The organism is Variovorax sp. UC122_21 (assembly GCF_044056785.1).
Lineage (GTDB): Bacteria > Pseudomonadota > Gammaproteobacteria > Burkholderiales > Burkholderiaceae_C > Variovorax.
In genome coordinates this window covers 3,550,494-3,567,583 of the sequence record NZ_CP172004.1, presented here as the reverse complement: position 1 = coordinate 3,567,583, position 17,090 = coordinate 3,550,494, and the positions used below count along the sequence as shown (strand labels likewise).

15 protein-coding genes, 1 tRNA gene and 2 pseudogenes are annotated in these 17,090 nt (G+C 69.3%); 9 read left to right on the top strand and 9 right to left on the bottom strand.

What is annotated here, in order from left to right; all coding sequences use genetic code 11:
- The first annotated feature begins 24 nt into the window (after nt 1-24).
- The gene (locus tag ACHMXE_RS29235; RefSeq protein WP_395347670.1) at nt 25-453 is read left to right on the top strand and encodes an SRPBCC family protein; all 429 of its coding nucleotides are present in this window, start codon (nt 25-27) and stop codon (nt 451-453) included.
- Here ACHMXE_RS29235 and pobA read toward each other — a convergent pair.
- Nucleotides 423-1,604: a 4-hydroxybenzoate 3-monooxygenase gene (gene pobA, locus ACHMXE_RS29230; protein ID WP_395347669.1), complete on the bottom strand. Its 1,182-nt coding sequence runs from the start codon at nt 1,602-1,604 to the stop codon at nt 423-425. The two genes, ACHMXE_RS29235 and pobA, sit on opposite strands and share 31 nt — an antisense overlap.
- A gap of 130 nt (nt 1,605-1,734) precedes the next feature.
- On the opposite strand from pobA, the pseudogene ACHMXE_RS29225 reads away from it, so the two are divergent.
- From ACHMXE_RS29225 to ACHMXE_RS29205, 5 genes and pseudogenes are all read left to right on the top strand, one after another.
- Nucleotides 1,735-2,506: pseudogene (locus tag ACHMXE_RS29225) on the top strand (IclR family transcriptional regulator C-terminal domain-containing protein).
- Between the two features lie 55 nt (nt 2,507-2,561).
- Nucleotides 2,562-3,223 (top strand): annotated as a pseudogene (locus tag ACHMXE_RS29220) (response regulator).
- A gap of 5 nt (nt 3,224-3,228) precedes the next feature.
- On the top strand, nt 3,229-4,581 hold the full coding sequence (locus ACHMXE_RS29215; RefSeq protein ID WP_395352851.1) for an ATP-binding protein: 1,353 nt from the start codon (nt 3,229-3,231) through the stop codon (nt 4,579-4,581).
- A gap of 210 nt (nt 4,582-4,791) precedes the next feature.
- Complete coding sequence (locus ACHMXE_RS29210; RefSeq protein WP_395347668.1) at nt 4,792-6,270, top strand: DegQ family serine endoprotease; 1,479 nt, start codon at nt 4,792-4,794, stop codon at nt 6,268-6,270.
- Between the two features lie 34 nt (nt 6,271-6,304).
- Complete coding sequence (locus ACHMXE_RS29205; RefSeq protein ID WP_395347667.1) at nt 6,305-6,661, top strand: hypothetical protein; 357 nt, start codon at nt 6,305-6,307, stop codon at nt 6,659-6,661.
- 15 nt (nt 6,662-6,676) lie between these two features.
- Here ACHMXE_RS29205 and ACHMXE_RS29200 read toward each other — a convergent pair whose 3' ends face one another.
- From ACHMXE_RS29200 to ACHMXE_RS29190, 3 genes are all read right to left on the bottom strand, one after another.
- Nucleotides 6,677-8,632 (bottom strand): sensor histidine kinase, encoded by a 1,956-nt coding sequence (locus tag ACHMXE_RS29200; RefSeq protein WP_395347666.1) that lies wholly within the window; start codon nt 8,630-8,632, stop codon nt 6,677-6,679.
- Nucleotides 8,574-9,326: a response regulator transcription factor gene (locus tag ACHMXE_RS29195; protein WP_209540611.1), complete on the bottom strand. Its 753-nt coding sequence runs from the start codon at nt 9,324-9,326 to the stop codon at nt 8,574-8,576. The genes ACHMXE_RS29200 and ACHMXE_RS29195 overlap by 59 nt, the downstream gene beginning before the upstream one ends.
- A gap of 98 nt (nt 9,327-9,424) precedes the next feature.
- The gene (locus ACHMXE_RS29190) at nt 9,425-10,387 is read right to left on the bottom strand and encodes a helix-turn-helix transcriptional regulator (RefSeq protein WP_395347665.1); all 963 of its coding nucleotides are present in this window, start codon (nt 10,385-10,387) and stop codon (nt 9,425-9,427) included.
- Between the two features lie 96 nt (nt 10,388-10,483).
- Between ACHMXE_RS29190 and ACHMXE_RS29185 the strand changes: the two genes are divergently transcribed.
- Nucleotides 10,484-10,888, top strand: coding sequence for a GFA family protein (locus ACHMXE_RS29185; RefSeq protein WP_209540609.1), 405 nt, complete (start codon nt 10,484-10,486; stop codon nt 10,886-10,888).
- 74 nt (nt 10,889-10,962) lie between these two features.
- Here the strand turns inward: ACHMXE_RS29185 and ACHMXE_RS29180 are convergent, their stop codons facing one another.
- Entirely contained in the window at nt 10,963-11,853 is an 891-nt protein-coding gene (locus tag ACHMXE_RS29180) for a CsgG/HfaB family protein (protein ID WP_203205683.1), read from the bottom strand.
- Between the two features lie 564 nt (nt 11,854-12,417).
- Between ACHMXE_RS29180 and ACHMXE_RS29175 the strand changes: the two genes are divergently transcribed.
- On the top strand, nt 12,418-12,654 hold the full coding sequence (locus tag ACHMXE_RS29175) for a hypothetical protein (protein ID WP_093341437.1): 237 nt from the start codon (nt 12,418-12,420) through the stop codon (nt 12,652-12,654).
- 138 nt (nt 12,655-12,792) lie between these two features.
- On the opposite strand, the gene ACHMXE_RS29170 is transcribed toward ACHMXE_RS29175, so the two are convergent.
- Nucleotides 12,793-13,017, bottom strand: a complete 225-nt coding sequence (locus ACHMXE_RS29170) for a hypothetical protein (RefSeq protein ID WP_093341438.1) — start codon at nt 13,015-13,017, stop codon at nt 12,793-12,795.
- A 37-nt stretch (nt 13,018-13,054) separates the two neighbouring features.
- The gene (locus ACHMXE_RS29165; RefSeq protein WP_093341440.1) at nt 13,055-13,324 is read right to left on the bottom strand and encodes a hypothetical protein; all 270 of its coding nucleotides are present in this window, start codon (nt 13,322-13,324) and stop codon (nt 13,055-13,057) included.
- Between the two features lie 372 nt (nt 13,325-13,696).
- On the opposite strand from ACHMXE_RS29165, the gene ACHMXE_RS29160 reads away from it, so the two are divergent.
- Nucleotides 13,697-14,707: a hypothetical protein gene (locus ACHMXE_RS29160; protein ID WP_395347664.1), complete on the top strand. Its 1,011-nt coding sequence runs from the start codon at nt 13,697-13,699 to the stop codon at nt 14,705-14,707.
- Between the two features lie 138 nt (nt 14,708-14,845).
- Here ACHMXE_RS29160 and ACHMXE_RS29155 read toward each other — a convergent pair.
- Both ACHMXE_RS29155 and ACHMXE_RS29150 read right to left on the bottom strand, forming a co-directional pair.
- Nucleotides 14,846-14,921 (bottom strand) — tRNA-Asn (locus ACHMXE_RS29155).
- 68 nt (nt 14,922-14,989) lie between these two features.
- Nucleotides 14,990-17,083 carry a TonB-dependent siderophore receptor gene (locus ACHMXE_RS29150; RefSeq protein ID WP_395347663.1) on the bottom strand — a complete coding sequence of 698 codons (2,094 nt, stop codon included), beginning with the start codon at nt 17,081-17,083 and terminating at the stop codon, nt 14,990-14,992.
- Nucleotides 17,084-17,090: the final 7 nt, after the last annotated feature.

Genomic DNA, 17,090 nt, shown 5'->3' with positions numbered 1-17,090 from the left:
TCCCTGAGCGCGAAGGAGCCCGCCATGGCCACCATCCACCGGGAATTCGAACTCGCCGCGAGCGCGGCGCAAGTATGGGACGCGCTGCGCGACTTCCGCGCCGTGCACCAGCGGCTCGCGCCGGGCTTCCTCACCGCCTGCCGCATCGACGAGGAGGGCGCGCGCATCCTCGACTTCTCCAACGGCAGCGTGGCGCGCGAGCTGCCGGTGTCGATCGACGAATCGCTGCGCCGCATCGCCTACACCGTCACCGGCAGCCGCATGCGGCATCACCATGCGTCGGCGCAGGTGTTCGACGCGTGCGAAGGGCGCTCGCGCTTCGTCTGGATCACCGACGTGCTGCCCGACGAGCTCGCGCCCTACATCGCCGGCATGATGGACGAGGGCGCGGCCGCGATAAAGAAGACGCTCGAGGCCGAGGCTCAGAAGTCCTCGAGCGGCAGCCCGACGTAGTTCTCGGCCAGCGAGGTCGAGGCCGCGTGCGAATGCACGAGGTAGTCGAGTTCGGCCTCCTGGATCTTCTGGCCGAAGGCGCCGGTCTCGGGGAAGCGGTGCATCAGCGAGGTGAACCACCACGAGAAGCGCTCGGCCTTCCAGACCCGGCGCAGGCACAGGTCGGAATAGCGGTCGAGCGCCGAGGCCGAGCGCTCGCGGTAGAAGATCTCGAACGCGCGCGACAGGTAGCCCACGTCGGCCGTCGCGAGGTTCAGCCCCTTGGCACCGGTCGGCGGCACGATATGCGCCGCATCGCCGGCCAGGAACAGCGAACCGAAGCGCATCGGCTCGGCCACGAAGCTGCGCAGCGGCGCGATGCTCTTCTCGAGCGAGGGGCCGGTCACCAGCCGCTCGCGCGCTTCCGGATCGAGCCGCGCGCGCAGCTCGTTCCAGAAGGCCTCGTCGCTCCAGTTCTCCACCCGTTCCTCGGTCGGCACCTGCACGTAGTAGCGGCTGCGCGTGGCGCTGCGCATGCTGCACAGCGCGAAGCCGCGTTCGGTGTTGGCGTAGATCAGCTCGTGCGACACCGGCGGCACGTCGGCCAGCACGCCGAGCCAGCCGAAGGGGTAGACCTTCTCGTAGGTCTGGATCGCGTCGGCCGGCACGCTCGCGCGGCTCACGCCGTGGTAGCCGTCGCAGCCGGCGATGAAGTCGCATTCGATCTCGTGCGTCTGGCCGTCCTTCTCGTAGCGCACGCGCGGCGAGCGCGAGTCGAAGTCGTGCAGGCTCACGTTGGCGGCGCTGTAAATGGTGGTCAGGCCCTCGGCCGCGCGCGCTTCCATCAGGTCGCGCGTCACCTCGGTCTGGCCGTACACCGTGACCTGCTTGCCGCCCGTGAGCCCGTGCATGTCGATGCGGTGGCGCGCGCCCTTGAACAGCAGTTCGATGCCCCCGTGCGGCAGGCCCTCGGCCTTGGCGCGGGCGTCGACGCCGGCACGTTGCAGCAGGTCCATCGTGACCTGCTCGAGCACGCCCGCGCGGATGCGCCCGAGCACGTAGTCGCCGCTCTGGCGTTCGACGATGACGTTGTCGATGCCGGCCTTGAACAGAAGCTGGCCGAGCAGAAGGCCGGCCGGGCCGGCGCCGATGATCGCTACCTGGGTGCGCATGTCGATGTCTCCGAGAAGTTGCGCGAAGCGTAGGGCGCGCGCGCCGCCGTGGCACGCCGGCCGATGCGGCTGTGTGCGATCATGCGAATGGCTGCGCGATGATCGCGCAACTTCCCGCTTCGCCCCACTCATGACCATCGCCAGAGCCGACTTCATCGAGGGCATCGCCAAGGGAATGGCGGTGCTCGAAAGCTTCGACACCGAGCGCCAGCGCCTCAACGCCACCCTGGCGGCCGAGCGCGCCGGCCTCACGCGCGCCGCGGCGCGCCGGCACCTGCTGACCCTGGCGCACCTCGGCTACCTCGAGACCGACGGCAGCTATTTCTGGATGGCGCCCAAGGTGCTGCGCTTCTCGGGCAGCTACCTGGCCTCGTCGCGCCTGCCGCGTGCGTTGCAGCCGACGCTGAACCGGCTCGCGGCGCAGACCGGCGAATCCTTCTCGGCCGTGGTGCTCGACGGCGAGGAGGTGGTGATCGTGGCGCGCAGCGGCAGCTACGGCACGCCCACGCGCGTGCTGGCCTACGGCCTGCACCTGGGCGCGCGGCTGCCGGCCCATGCCACCTCCACCGGCCGCGTGCTGCTGGCCGCGCTGCCGCCGGTCGAGTTCACGCGCTGGCTCACGGGCCGCCATCTCGCGCGCCTCACGCCGCAGACCACCACCCAGGCGCGCGCGCTGCGCCAGCTGGTGACGCGCGCGCGCGAAGGAAGACCACTGCTTCGCGAGCGAGGAGCACGAGCTCGGCGTGCAGGCGCTGGCCGTGCCGCTGCGCGACATGCAGGGCCACACGGTGGCCGCGCTCAACGTGGTGCTGTCGGGCGCACGCTACCAGGAGGAGGCGGTGCGGCGCGACATGCTGCCGCTGCTGTTCGAGGCCGCGCGCGAGGTGCGCGCGCTGCTTTGAACTTCGCCCGATCCGGCCGCCTCGAACCTCGAAACCAGAACTCCAGGAACCCGCCATGCGACTGCTGCTCCTCGAAGACGACGTGATGATCGGCGAAGCCGTGCTCGACCTGCTGCGTGCCGAGCAGTACGCGGTCGACTGGGTCAAGGACGGCGACAGCGCCGAGTCGGCCCTGCGCACCCAGGACTACGACCTGGTCCTGCTCGACCTCGGCGTGCCGCGCCGCGACGGCCTCGAAGTGCTGCGCAACCTGCGCGCGCGCGCAAGCAGCGCATGCCGGTGCTGATCGCCACCGCGCGCGATTCGATCCAGCAGCGCATCGAGGGCCTGGACGCCGGCGCCGACGACTACGTGCTCAAGCCCTACGACCTCGACGAGCTGCTGGCGCGCATCCGTGCGCTGCTGCGCCGCGCGGCCGGACGCGCCGAGCCGGTCTACGAACACATGGGCGTGAGCATCAATCCCGCCACCCGCGAGGTCAGCGTGGCCGGCCAGCCGGTGGTGCTGTCGGCGCGCGAATGGGCGGTGCTCGAGCCGCTGCTGGCGCGGCCCGGCATGGTGCTCTCGCGCGCGCAGCTCGAGGAGAAGCTCTACAGCTGGAAGGACGAGATCAGCAGCAACGCGGTCGAGGTCTACGTGCACGGCCTGCGCAAGAAGCTCGGCGCGGAGCTGATCCGCAACGTGCGCGGCGTCGGCTACATGGTGCCGAAGGCGTGAGCGGCATGATGGGCCTGGCCGCGCGCATGACCGGCTCGCTGCGCGCGCGCCTGCTGTGGTTCCTGCTCGCGGCCATCGTGCTGGCGGCCGGCGCGCAGGCCCTGGTGGCCTACCGCACGGTGCTCAAGGAGGCTGACGAGATCTTCGACTACCACATGCAGCAGATGGCGCTGTCGCTGCGCGCGGGCCTGCCGCCGAGCGCGGCGGTGGGCGGCCTCGGCGGGGCCGAGCAGAACTTCGATTTCGTGGTGCAGGTCTGGACCGCGGACGGCGTGCGCATCTTCGAATCGGCCGACCAGGCCGCGCTGCCGCAGCTCGCGGTGCTGGGCTTCGCCGACGTGCGCGCGCGCGGCACCACCTACCGCGTGTTCTCGATGCAGACGCGCGCTCTGGTGATCCAGGTGGCGCAGGACATGGCGGCGCGCCAGCACATGGCCGGCACCCTGGCGCTGCGCACCGTCGCGCCGGTGGCGCTGATGGCGCCGCTCTTGATGCTGGTCGTGTGGTGGGTGGTGAGCCGCTCGCTCGCGCCGGTGGCGCGCGTGCGCACCCAGGTGGCTTCGCGCCAGGCCGACGATCTCTCGCCCGTGAGCGAGGAGAAGCTGCCCGACGAGGTGCGCCCGCTGGTGCATGAGCTCAACCTGCTGTTCGACCGCGTGCGGCAGGCCTTCGAGGCGCAGAAGCACTTCGTGGCCGACGCGGCGCACGAATTGCGCTCGCCGCTGGCCGCGCTCAAGCTGCAGGTGCAGGGCCTGCAGCGCGCCACCGACGACGGCGCGCGCGAGCTCGCCATCGGCCGGCTGGTGGCGGGCATCGACCGCGCGACGCGGCTGGTCGAGCAGATGCTCGCGCTCGCGCGCCACGAGGCCAGCATGGCTGCCGGCGCGCCGCCCGAGCCGGTGGTGCTCGCGGAGGTGGCGCGGCTGGCGGTGTCGGACGCGGTGGCCGCGGCGCAGGCGCGGCGCATCGACATCGGCATCGCGCGGGCCGACGAGGGCGCCGCGGTGAAGGGCCAGCCCGAGGCGCTGCGCATGCTGCTGCGCAACCTGCTCGAGAACGCCGTGAAGTACACGCCCGAGGATGGCCGCGTCGACATCGCGATCGTGCGGCAGGGCGAGGGCCAGGGCGAGGCGGTCGAGCTCAGCGTCGACGACAGCGGCCCGGGCCTGCCGCCCGCCGAGCGCGAGCGCGTGCTCGACCGCTTCTACCGCTCGGGCGAGCCGCAGGCGCCGGGCAGCGGGCTTGGCCTCTCGATCGTCAGGTCGATCGCCGAGCTGCATGGCGCAAGCGTGGCGCTCGCTGCCTCGCCGAGCCTGGGCGGGCTGCGGGTGGTGGTGCGCTTTCCGACGAAGACCTGAAGAGAACAGCCGGACGCAGAGGACGCGAAGGTTTCGCGAAGAGCGCGAACGGAACTCAAAAAAAGTTTGGCTGTTCTCTTGCGTCCTTCGCGCCATCTTCGCGTCCTCTGCGTCCGGCTCTTCGATCCCGCATTTAAGCGGCGCTTAAGCGAGCGCAACGACATTCCTTCCATCGCATCAGCGTCACGACGCAATGAAAGGAACCGATCCATGAACACCCGACTGACTTCGCCCCGTGCCTTGGTCCTGGCCCTGGCCACCGCGGGCGTGATCGGCGCCGTCGGCGCCGGCGCCTACACCAGCGCGCGCGCCGTGGGCACGCCCACCAACGCCACCGCGACCGCGCCGGCCGCCATGGTCACGCTGCCCGACTTCTCGACCATCACCGCGCGCGACGGCGCGGCCGTGGTCAACATCAGCGTCACCGGCACCATGAAGGCCTCGGACGACGAGGAGGCCGCGCAGATCCAGGGCATCGATCCCGACGATCCGATGTTCCAGTTCTTCCGTCGCTTCCAGGGCCAGATCAACCCGCGCGGCCAGCAGCAGCAGCGCGACGTGCCGGTGCGCGCCCAGGGCTCGGGCTTCATCGTCGACGCCAACGGCATCATCCTGACCAACGCCCACGTGGTGAAGGACGCGAAGGAGGTCACCGTCAAGCTCACCGACCGCCGCGAGTACCGCGCCAAGGTGCTGGGCGCCGATGCCAAGACCGACATCGCGGTGCTCAAGATCGACGCCAAGAACCTGCCGGTGCTCGCGCTGGGCAACACCAAGGACCTGAAGGTCGGCGAATGGGTGCTGGCCATCGGCTCGCCCTTCGGCTTCGAAAACACCGTGACGGCCGGCGTGGTCAGCGCCAAGGGCCGCACGCTGCCCGACGACAGCTACGTGCCCTTCATCCAGACCGACGTGGCGGTGAACCCCGGCAACTCGGGCGGCCCGCTGCTCAACACGCGCGGCGAGGTGGTCGGCATCAACTCGCAGATCTACAGCCGCAGCGGCGGCTACCAGGGCGTGTCGTTCTCGATCCCGATCGACGTGGCGGTGCAGGTCAAGGACCAGATCGTCGCCACCGGCAAGGCGGTGCACGGCCGCCTCGGCGTGGCGGTGCAGGAGGTGAACCAGGCCTTCGCCGATTCCTTCAAGCTCGACAAGCCCGAGGGCGCGCTGGTCTCGAACATCGAGAAGGGCGGCCCCGGCGACAAGGCGGGCCTGAAGGCCGGTGACGTGATCCGCAAGGTCGGCGACCAGCCCATCGTGTCCTCGGGCGACCTGCCCGCGGTGATCGGCCAGCAGGCCCCCGGCACCAAGGTCACGCTCGAGGTGTGGCGCCAGGGCGAGCGCCAGGAGCTGACGGCGAAGCTCGGCGATGCCAGCGACAAGCCGGCCCAGGTCGCGAAGGCCGACAAGGCCACCGGCCAGGGCAAGCTGGGCCTGGCGCTGCGTCCGCTGCAGCCCGACGAGAAGCGCGAGGCCGCGGTGGAGACCGGCCTCCTGATCGAGGATGCGGCCGGTCCGTCGGCGATGGCCGGCGTGCAGGCCGGCGACGTGCTGCTGGCGATCAACGGCACGCCCGCCAAGACGGTGGAGCAGGTGCGCGAGGTGGTCGCGAAGGCCGACAAGTCGGTGGCGCTGCTGATCCAGCGCGGCGACGACAAGATCTTCGTGCCGGTGCGCATCGGCTGACCGCCCCGGGCCGGACCCCGACGCGCGACGACCGATGAAGCCGCCGCACCGACGGTCTTCGGCCCCGCGGGCCGAGCACCTCGATCCTGCCGACAGCGCCGCCAACGGGCTGTCGGCCCACATCCTGCCGACCTCCGCCACCATGATCGGCGTGTGCATGACCGTGATGTCCATCGGGCACCTCGGTCCGCGCGACGATCTGCGGCTGGTGATCGATCGGCTGCTCGCGGTCGACGCGCTGGTCTTCCTGGCCAGCGCGTTGCTGTCGTTCATCTCGATGCGCATGCGGCGCTCGGGCGCGCGGCTCGAGGCCTGGGGCGAGGTGGTGTTCATCGCGGGCCTGGCGCTGCTGGCGCTCGGCGCCGTGGCGCTGACCTTCGCCTTGCGCTGAGCCCGGCGCCCGCGTTCAGTGCTGCGGGCAGTCGATCGCGCCCGGCCACTCGAGCGTGATGCGCGTGCCGCCGGCGGCGTTCTCCTCCTGCTCGACCGCCGCGATCTCCAGCCGCGCGCCGATGCTCAGTGCGCGTGCCCGCATGTTCGCGATGCCATGTCCCGTCGTCTTCGGCGCGGTGCCCGCGGGCCGCAGACCGACGCCGTCGTCCGTCAGCACGATGTGCACGCGCGGCGGCTGCGCCTCGGCCTGCCAGCGCGCATGCAGCACGATGCGCGTGGCGCGCGCATGCTTGAGCACGTTGGTAAAGGCCTCGAGCAGGATGCGCTGCAGTTGCAGCGCGGCCTGGGCCGAGAACGGCGCCACCGGCGGGATCACGCCCACGTCCCACACCAGCGCGATGCCGGCCGCGTCCAGCCGCGGCTGCAGCCGGTAGCGCAGGGTGGCGAGCACGGTGGCGAGGTCGTCGTGCGTGGGCTGCAGCGAGTCGACCGCCATGCGCATCTCGTCGAGCGCGAGCTTCACATGCTCCTCGACCACCGCGCGGTCGGGCGCGGGCTGGGTCACGACGTTGAGCAGGCCCACGAGCTGCGAGCCGACGCCGTCGTGGATCTCGCGCATGATGCGCTGCCGCTCGAGCAGCACGGCCTGTTCCTGCTGCTGCAGCCGCAGCGCGTCGAAGGCCACGCGCAGCTGTCCCTCGCGCTCGGCCACGCGTTCGGCCAGGGTGGCGTTGAGCGCGCCGTAGTCGGCCACGGTGCGGCTGTAGCGGTCGACCACCAGGCCCGCGAGGATCAGCACGAAGAAGAACATGGCACGCGGCGTCTGCGAGATGTCGGAGCCGCCGAACAAGCCCATGCGCACCAGCAGCAGGTCGTGCATGCCCGCGAGGATGGCGAGCACGCCCGCCAGCAGCAGCACCATGGCGATCGTGCGGCGCTCGACCCAGGCGCTGCGCGCCACCACCGGCAGGCAGGCCACGCCCGTGAGGTTCAGCAGCACCAGGCCGGCGGTCCACAGCGCCGGCCAGGCCAGCACGAAGGAGGCGATGGCGCTCGCGACGGCGATGCCCATCGCCGCATAGAGCGCGCGCACCAGCCCCGCCGAGCCGCGCTGCAGCACCAGCAGCACGAAGCGCGTGATGAGCCCGATGTGCAGCGCATAGCAGACCGCGATCACCACGCCCCAGAGCGGCCAGGGCAGGTTCATGTCGGGCCGCACCCGATCGATGTTGTGCGGCAGGCCCGACAGCGCGGCGAGCGCGAAGCAGCCATAGAGCGCATGGCGCTGGCGCAGCCAGAGCGCGCCCGACAGGCAGCCCATCAGCGCGAGGATGGCCGCATTGACGATCACCGAGGTGTGGCGCCAGCGCTGGTAGGCCCGGTAGCGCGGCAGCAGTTCGCGCTCGGTACCGTACTGCAGCGTGGCCAGCGCCGCGCCGCGCTGGCGTTGCATGGTGGTGCGGATCACCAGCTCCTGCGCGGCGCCGGTGCGCTGCAGCGACACGGCCACCGGCACGAACGGCGTGCCCTTGGTGTCGTAGGACGGATCGCCCAGCGTGCCGAAGCCCGCGAGCGGCGTGCCGTTGAACTCGATCGCGACCTGGTTGCCCACGCCCGCGAACAGCAGCGCGGCCGGCTCGCTCACGGGCGCCGTCGCCGCGGGCAGGGCGATGCGGTAGGTGGCCTTGCCGCCACGACCCGGGAAGGCATGGTCCCAGCGGAACGGCAGCTCCACCCGACGCTCCTCGGCGGGCAGGCCGTCGGGCTCGAGGCGGGCTTCGGCGCTGGTGACGGTGTAGGGGGAGGCGGTGCCGCTGGCGTCGGCCGGGCCGGCGATCAGCAGCAGCGCGGCGACCAGGGCGAACAGGAAGCGCAGATCGGAAGAAGAGGCAGTGGCGGCGGAAGGCCGCTCAGGGCAGCCAGCCCAGGTTGCGCGCCTCGAACACGGCTTCGGACTTGTTGTGGACATCCAGCTTGCCGTAGATATTGCGGATATGGGTTTGAACGGTCGAAGCCGAGACTCCCATCTGCGCGCCGACCTCGGCATAGGTGAAACCACGGGAAACGAGGTCCAGCACCTCGGATTCGCGCGGCGACAACCGCACGGGCGGCGTGCGCGGGAGCGCCGAGGATGCCATGGCCGAGCCGATCGTGCCCTGGGCCAGCCCGACCAGCGCGCTGGCGCCGGCAGGCAGGGGCGCATCGCTGCGCGCCTGCCAGCGTCGCAGCAGTTGCCGCGCGATCACCGGCGACATCGGCGAGCCGCCCGCGCGCAGGTGGCGGATGTGGGCCGCGAGCTCGCTCTCGGTGCCGTCCTTGAGCAGGTAGCCGCTGGCGCCGGCTTCGAAGGCGCGCAGCATGTTGGCCTCGTCGCCGAAGATCGACAGCACCATCACCGCGCAGGCCGGCTGCATGCTGCGGCAGCGGTCGATGACCTGCAGGCCCGGCAGGTCGGGCAGGCCCAGGTCGACCAGCAGCACGTCGACCGGGTTGTCCTCGAGCCAGGCGAGCAGCTCGGTCGCGGTCGAGGCGCAATGGGCCAGGGTCAGCGAGGGATCGGCATCGACCACGCGGGCCAGGCGTTCGCGCATGCCGGTGTCGTCCTCGACCAGCGCGACCTGCGTGGTCGAGAGAAGGGGGGCGGCTGCGGTGTCGATGGCCATGGCGCGGGGCTGCGGTCCTCGGGTGGGTGGAGTCCGCAGCGTAGGGGCCGGCACGCGCCGTGCCCATCCTATATACGTGGGAGGGACGGACCGCGCGCTCAGCGACCCGACATGCGCGCCAGCCGCGACGCCACGCGCTGCAGGTGGGCGCCGAGCTCGGGCGGCGACTCGACCTCGAAGTCGTGCCCCAGGCAGCCGAGCCAGACCGCGAGCGCATCGAGCGAGTTGGCCGCGGTCTGGATGCGCGTGCGGTCGGGCGCGACCGCCTCGGGCACGCCGCCGACCCACGACAGTTGCCCGTCGAGCGCGGCCACGGGCGCATGCACCAGCACGCGCGCATGGTGCAGGTAGGGCGAGATCTGCAGCGCGTGCTGCATGTAGGCCGCGATGTCGCCGTGCGGCAGCCGCCGCGGTGTGAAGTGCGCGCCGGTGGGCTCGGGATCGACGATGCGGTCGAGCCGGAAGGTGCGCCAGTCCTCGCGGTCCGTGTCCCAGGCCAGCAGGTACCAGCGCTGGCCGGTCTGCACCACGCGGTGCGGCTCCACGCGGCGGCTGCTGACGACCTCGTGGTGGTCGCGGTAGCCGAAGCGCAGCAGCGCGCGGTCGGCGCAGGCCTCGGCGAACAGCGACACCGCCTTGAGCCGGATGTCCGAGCGCTTCTGCAGCACCGGCACCACCGTCGCGCGCAGCTTGTCGAGCCGGCGGCGCAGCCGCGGCGGCATCAGTTGCTCGAGCTTGGCGAGCGCGCGCATCGAGGCGTTCTCGATGTCGTTGCCGCCGTCGCTGGCGGCCGGGCCCACGCCCAGGCCGACCGCCACCGCGATCGCTTCCTCGTCCTCGAGCAGCAGCGGCGGCAGGCTGTTACCCGCGCCGAGCCGGTAGCCGCCGGCCACGCCCGAGGTCGAGTCGACCGTGTAGCCGAGGCTGCGCAATCGGTCGACGTCGCGGCGCAGGGTGCGCTCGGTGATCTCGAGGCGGCGCGCGAGCTCGGCGCCGGTCCAGGCGCGCTGCGCCTGGAACAGCGACAACAGGCGGATGAGGCGGGCGGAGGCGGAGAGCATGCACGCGATGATGCCTGCGATCGAGGACAGAATCTGTCCGCAATGGACCTTAGTCTTCGGGCCTTCCAACACCCCAGACCCCCAGGAGAAAAGCCCATGCTCAAGACCTACAACGGCAGCTGCCACTGCGGCAAGGTCCGCTTCCAGGCCGACATCGATCTCGCGGCCGGCACCGGCCGCTGCAACTGCTCGATCTGCGCCAAGGCGCGCAACTGGGGAGCGATCGTGCGGCCCGAGGCCTTCCGCATGGTCAGTGGCGAGGACGAGCTGTCGAGCTACCAGTTCGGCTCGTACAGCACGCACCACCTGTTCTGCCGCCATTGCGGCGTGCGGCCCTTCGGCCGCGGCGACGTGGCCGAGGTCGGCGGCAAGTACGTCAGCATCAACGTCAGCTGCCTCGACGACGCCACGCCCGACGAACTGGTGGCCGCGCCCGTGATGTACATGGACGGGCGCAACAACAACTGGTTCAACCCGCCGGCCGAGACGCGGCATCTCTGAAAAGACGGGCGATAAAAAGCCCCGCGGCCTTGCGGCGGCGGGGCTCGCGCGACGCGGTTCGTTGCTCGCCGCGCTTACTTGCGGCGGCGCGTCGGCTGCTCGGCCGGCACGTAGGTCTGCGACGGCGCGGCGCCGCCGTCCACGCCGAGACGGCCACCGCCGCCGAGGCCCTGGCCGCGCACCGTTTGCGCCTTGTAGTTGCGCAGCGAACGGACCATCTGGTTGAAGGCGTCCATGAAGGCCGCCGCGATCACCTTGCCCTGCGGCGTGCGCGTGTAGCCGCCGACGCCGCCGGCCGCGCGGCCGCCGGCGAGGTCGGCGAAGCCCGCGAAGTCGGTCTTCGAGGCGCTGCCTTCCGCGGCCGCGACCTGCACGCCCGAACGGTTGTCGATCAGCGTCAGCAGCGCCGAGGCTTCCTTGGTCTGCAGGTTCGCGCCCAGGCTCGCGATGGCACGGCCGCGGCCACCGCCGACCAGCCCGCCGATGGCGCCGCCGAGGCCGCCCGCGTCGTTGTTGCTGAACACGATCTCGGGCGACAGGCCGTAGTCGGACGCGACCATCTGGCCGCGACCGAAGTTGCTGCCGCCGCGCATCTCGCCCGACTGCTGCAGCGCGCGCTCGCGCGTCATCGCATTCATGCCGGCCGCGCCGCGCTCGACCACCACGAAGCAGTTCGATTGCTGCACCAGCAGGCGCAGCAGGTTGGCGGTGGGCGGCAGCTTGTATTCGCCGGTCAGCACGGTGTACCAGCCGGCATTCACGTTCTCGATCAGCGAGACGGTGCCCAGCGGCGAGTCGCAGCGCTCGAGCGCGCTGCTTTCGCCCGAGGTGGCGGCGCCGGCCGCGCTGCCCGTGGCCACGGTCTTGGCCGATTGGCTGCCCATCTGCATGTCCATGGTCTGGCAACCCGAGAGGGCCAGCAGGCCGGCCAGTGCGCTTGCGAGAGAAAGTTTGGAAAAAGCCATGTCCCGATCTATCAAGTGAAACAACACGGCGCCTGCGCGGCAGGCGCCCCTATCGAACAGCCGAAGGTGGGACCGCGTGGCCAATACGAGCTCCCGATTCGATACCGCGTCGCAAGCGACCGCGCGACGATACGGACCGGTCACCCGGCACGCCAGTGTCGAAAGTCATGTGCGCATGCGCGTCCTCCGCGGTGCGGATTCCGGCAGGGCCTGGGATGGAAAACGGCTCCTCGACCTCGGCTCGAACGGGGGCTCTTGGAAGGTGGCCCATCTTCGAAACGCGCCGCCTGCAGCGAGGCACGAACGGCAAGGCCCGAGGGCTTGCGCGATGCGCCGGCTGGCGGAGCGAGGCGCGATTATCCATCGCTAAATCTTTGGAAAAGATGAGCACGGCGATGGTGTTCTCGAGGCCTTCTTCGAGTGAAAACCTTCGTCGTATTTTTGACCTCCAGTTAACATTTCATCGTTGGCGGAGGGTTGTGGCGCGTGATGAATCTCACGCGACCTGCAGTCGGCTGGCGTTGTTTTGTTTTTTTCCTCACTTCCAGAATCAGGAGTTTTCAGATGGCAACCACCAAGAAGAACGTCGTTGGAGAAGCGGCAGCCGAACTCACCCGCCAGCAGGTGCAGCAGGCCCTGGCCATCGCGGGCGCTTCGGATTTCAGCGGCTCGACCGACCCGGCCTTCGTCGGCTCCGTGCTCGTGGCGCTGGCCATCAACACCAGCTCGGTCAGCGCGACCATCGACAACGCGAAGACCCGTCGCGACGCGACCGGCGGTGGCGGCCTCACGGCGCACTGATCGGACCGTCGGAAATGAAAAGGCCGGCAAGCGCAATGCTTGCCGGCCGGAGTGGATCGAGTGTCGCGGGATCGGTGCGAGCCCGACGATGCCTGTCTTTGCAAGGCCGCGGCTCAGCGCGCGGCTTGCCTCATCGCATCAATCGCAGCGGAACAGCACGCCGCTCTCGGCCGGTGCCTTGCCGAGCCAGCGCGGGGTCTGGTTCTTGTTGTCGCAATAGAGCTGCGCCTGCGTGTAGGTGGTGGCGCGCAGGACGCCTTCGCGGAACTGCATCACTTCGTTCGGGGGCGTCGAGCAGCCGGCGATGGCCAGCGCGCAGGGGATCGACAGGAGGGCCAGGAGGGACGGTGCATGCCAGTTCATCGCACGATTCTCCGACATTCCCGTGTCGCCCAAGTCCTCACCCCTGGTTGGCCGCGGCCGCCGCACCCGGGTACAGGTACCTGAAGTAGGGTCCCGAGCTGCCGAACAGGCGCGCCGCGAGTTGCACCGGATCTTCGGCGCTGTGCTTCTCGTAGAGCACCGGTCCCCAGATGATGAAGCCGTCGATGCTGAGCGTGGCGGGCGCGGGCTCGATCGCCTTCCAGGCATGGGCGAATTTCGAGATCCACGAGAGGGCGTCGGTCAGCGCGTAGTTGGGCACGACCACCGGTTGTTCGATGCGGGGCATGGCAGTACTCCTGGGTAGAGAAGACTGTACAAATATACAGTAAACTCCATCCCATGGCAGGCGCGTCGCGCGCCACTTTCCATTCTCCTTGACGGGTTGCCCGTCCCTTTGATGCTTGACTGCAAGAAGGCTTGAGCCCGGTCCGATGCCGGGCTTTTTTTTGCCCGTTATTTGGTAATTTATTTCTTTTAGCTTTATGGTTTATTGAAAATCAATGCCAAATAATTAGCAAATTAATAATAAGAAAAATGACTAAGATATTTGCGGCACTTCGAATCCCGAGTGGCTGCCGCTGGCCTGTTCAATGGCTTTAGGCTGCTTTTGCAGGATCCCTGAAGTTTCTTGCCAAGTCATTCAAAAGGGAGTCTTCCAATGAGATTGAAATCGATCGCCGTGACGGGTGTGGCTGCTGCGTGCCTGGCCCTGGCGGCCTGCGGCGGAGGAGGCGGTGGTGGTGGCGGCTTGCCGGTGTTTCCGCTGATGCAGCCGCCCCCGACGCCTCCCGCACCTCCTCCTCCTCCTCCTCCGCCCGGGCCCGCGCCCGCGCCTGCGCCCGAGCCGGAATCCAGCGTGCGGGTGGTGATGTACGAAACGCTGAAATTGCCCAATTCCGAAGAGAACATGAACGAAATGGTGCGCCAGTTCAATTCGCAGGGCGAGCGGGGCTATCGCTTTGTCGCCTTCGGCGAATACGGCGATGAGGGGAGCGCTTCCCTCTATGTGAAGGATTCGAAGACGACCTACAGCTATGAGCAGGTGGTCGCCGCGGACAGCGTCGCGGCGCTGAGGGAGCAGCTGAGGACGCAGGGATTGCGCGGCTACAGGCCGTTGTTCGGCGACGTGGGCCTCTATTTCAAGGACAACGCCGCGGACACGACCTACAGCTACATCGTGACCGAGTGGAGCGCCACGCCCACCGCGGATGCGTTCCTCACCGAGCTCAACGCCAAGGGCGTGAACGGCTACTACCCGCATGCGCTGGAGGCGCGATGGGGTGGGACCAGGATCCGGATCTTCGAGAAGGACGACAGGAGCAACGCCGCCTACGCCTACGCCTTCCTCGACAAAGCCACGGGTGGAGACAGCACAGCTGCCTTCCTGGCCCAGCTCAACGCGCAAGGTGCCAAGGGGTTCCGTTTGCTCGACAGCCCCACCTTCTCGGACGGAAGGAAGTTCATCTACGAAAAGGATGCGACGCAGTCCGCGAAGTTTTCGTTCTACGAAAAGGCCAGCGACGATTCCTTCGACTTCGCGAAGCTGGTGGTGCGTGCCAACGAGGAAGGAAAGAAGGGTGCCAGCCTGGCGGAGGTCCACGGCGAGGGCGAACGTTACTTCACGACCTCGGACTGCAAGGGCCGACTCTGCGATACGCGTCAGTTCTGACGCGGCTTCGCGAGAAGCGCGAGCCCGGCGGCTGCCGGGCTTTTTTTCGTTCGTCTTCGAAGAAGAACGACGTGCACAAAGGAAAATGCCCCGCTACCTTGTGAGTAGCGGGGCATCCAGTAGCCTTGCGGCTTGTTTTGGCTCCTCGACCTGGGCTCGAACCAGGGACCTACGGATTAACAGTCCGGCGCTCTACCGACTGAGCTATCGAGGAACAAGCCTCAGATTATAGCGTCGTTTTTGAGGGTCTGGCAAACCGACGCAACTTTTCGCTAAAAAAGTTCAGAGCGCGATGCTCACGCCGAGCCGCAGCGTGCGCGGTGCGCCCGGGAACAGGTAGACGTGGCTGAACTGATAGGGCGATTCCTTCCAGTAGCGGCGATCGAAGACGTTGTCGACGGCCAGCGACCAACTGGTGTTCACGCCGTTGAGCCTGGTGTCGTAGCGCAGCACCGCATCGAGACGCGTCCACGACGGCAGGCGGATCGAGCCATCGGGCAGCACGTTGCGCCGGCCTTCGTACGACAGCTGTCCCGCGATCTCGAGGCCCGCCACCGCGGGCACGCGGTAGGCGACCTGCGCGCGCAGCACCTGCTTGGGCACGTTGGTCGGCGACTGCCCGTTGAGCGCGGGATCGGCCGTGCTGCCGCGGCGCTTCGCGTCGATGACCGACACGCTGCCGCCGAGCCGCCAGGGTCCCTGGTTCCATTGCGCGCCGGCCTCGAGCCCGCGATGCACGGCGCGGCCGTCGTTGCGCACCGTGCACGATTCGCCGCAGGCATCGAGGTTGGTCAGCGGCCGCGAGATGTCGAACCACGCGAGCTGCCAATTGAAGGCCTCGTTGCCGCCCTTGAGGCCCAGTTCCCATTGCCGCGAAGCGAGCGCCGCGAGCGCCTGCCCGGCATTCCTGTAGAGATCGGGCCGGTTCGGCACCACTTGCGATTCCACGCCCTTGCCCCAGCTCGCATAGGCCAGCAGCTCGGGCCGCAGCACGTAGCTCACGGCCACCCAGGGCGTGGTCACCTCCTGCTTGTAGCCGGTCGGGTCGGAGCCGTCGTTGCCTATGCTGCTGCGGTCGAGCCGCGTGTGGCGCACGCCGACCCAGGTGGTGAAGCGCTCGTTCCAGCGGATCGCGTCCTGCAGGGTGAGCTCGGTCGAGCGCTCGTCGCGGTTGGTCTGCGGCGTGGCGGCGTCGGGCGCCGGCGGCACGAACGAGGTCGCCCAGATGTTGCCGGTGCCCGCGTAGTTGTAGGCCTGGTTCTGGAAGCGGTTGCGCACGCGGCTTTGCAAGAGGCCGATGCCGAGCTCGTGCCGCACGCTGCCGGTCATCACGTTGCCCTTGAGGTTGAGGCTGCCCGCGGTCTGCGTGCGGCGCTCGTTCTCGCTGCGGAAGTCGTAGACGTCGAAGGTGCCGTCGCTGCAGTAGCGGTCGTAGTTGCCCTCGGCGCCGCAGCCGAAGGCGTAGGCCAGGCGGTCGTCGGTGCGCAGCCGCTGCCGGCCGATCTGCGCGCTCCAGCGCCAGTCGGCGTTGATGGCCTGGCTGAAGCGTAAGGTGCCGGTCAGCGCATCGAATTCCGAGGGCTGCGACCACGGCTGGTTGTTGAGGTTGATGCGAGGATCGACCGGCGCCGGCAACCGGGCACCCAGCAGGCTGTAGCCGTTCTGGCTCGGCTGCGTCTTGCGGCTCTTCTCGATCTCGAACTCGAGCACCGAGTCGCGCGTGATGCGCCAGTCGGCCGCGAGCGAGAACAGGTTGCGGTGGCCGTCGAGGTCGTGCACCAGCGGCTTGAGATTCTCGGCCGCGACGTTGATCCGGTAGCCGAACTCGCGCTGCGCGCCGAAGCGCCCGCCGAGGTCGACCGCGCCGAGCAGGCTGCCGCGGCTCGTGGTCTCGATGCGCACGGTGCGCAGATCGTGTTCGGTCGGCCGCTTGACCACGTAGTTGACGAGCCCGCCCGGCGCGCTGGTACCGGCCTGGATGCCGCTGGTGCCGCGCAGGATCTCGACGCGCTCCTTGTTGTCGAGCGGGATCGAGGTCTCGGCGCTGATCGGCAGGCCCTCGCGCCGATAGTTGAAGCGGTTGTCGAGCACGAAGCCGCGCACCGTGAGGTAGTCCCAGTAGCCGGCCGAGTTGTAGGCATCGGTCACCGAGGCATCGAACTGCGTGAGGTCCGCGAGGCGCCGCGCACCGCTCGCGCGCAGCTGGTTGCTGTCGATCACGGTGGCCGACAGCGGCAGCTCGCGCAGCGGCACGTCGCCGAAGCCGCTGATCTCGGCCGGCGGCGCGAGGGCGGCCGGGTTCACGGTCACCGCGGGCAGCGCGGTGGTGTCCTGTGCCTGGGCGAAGGCGCCGTGGGCTGCGAGCAGGGCGGCCATCGCGCAG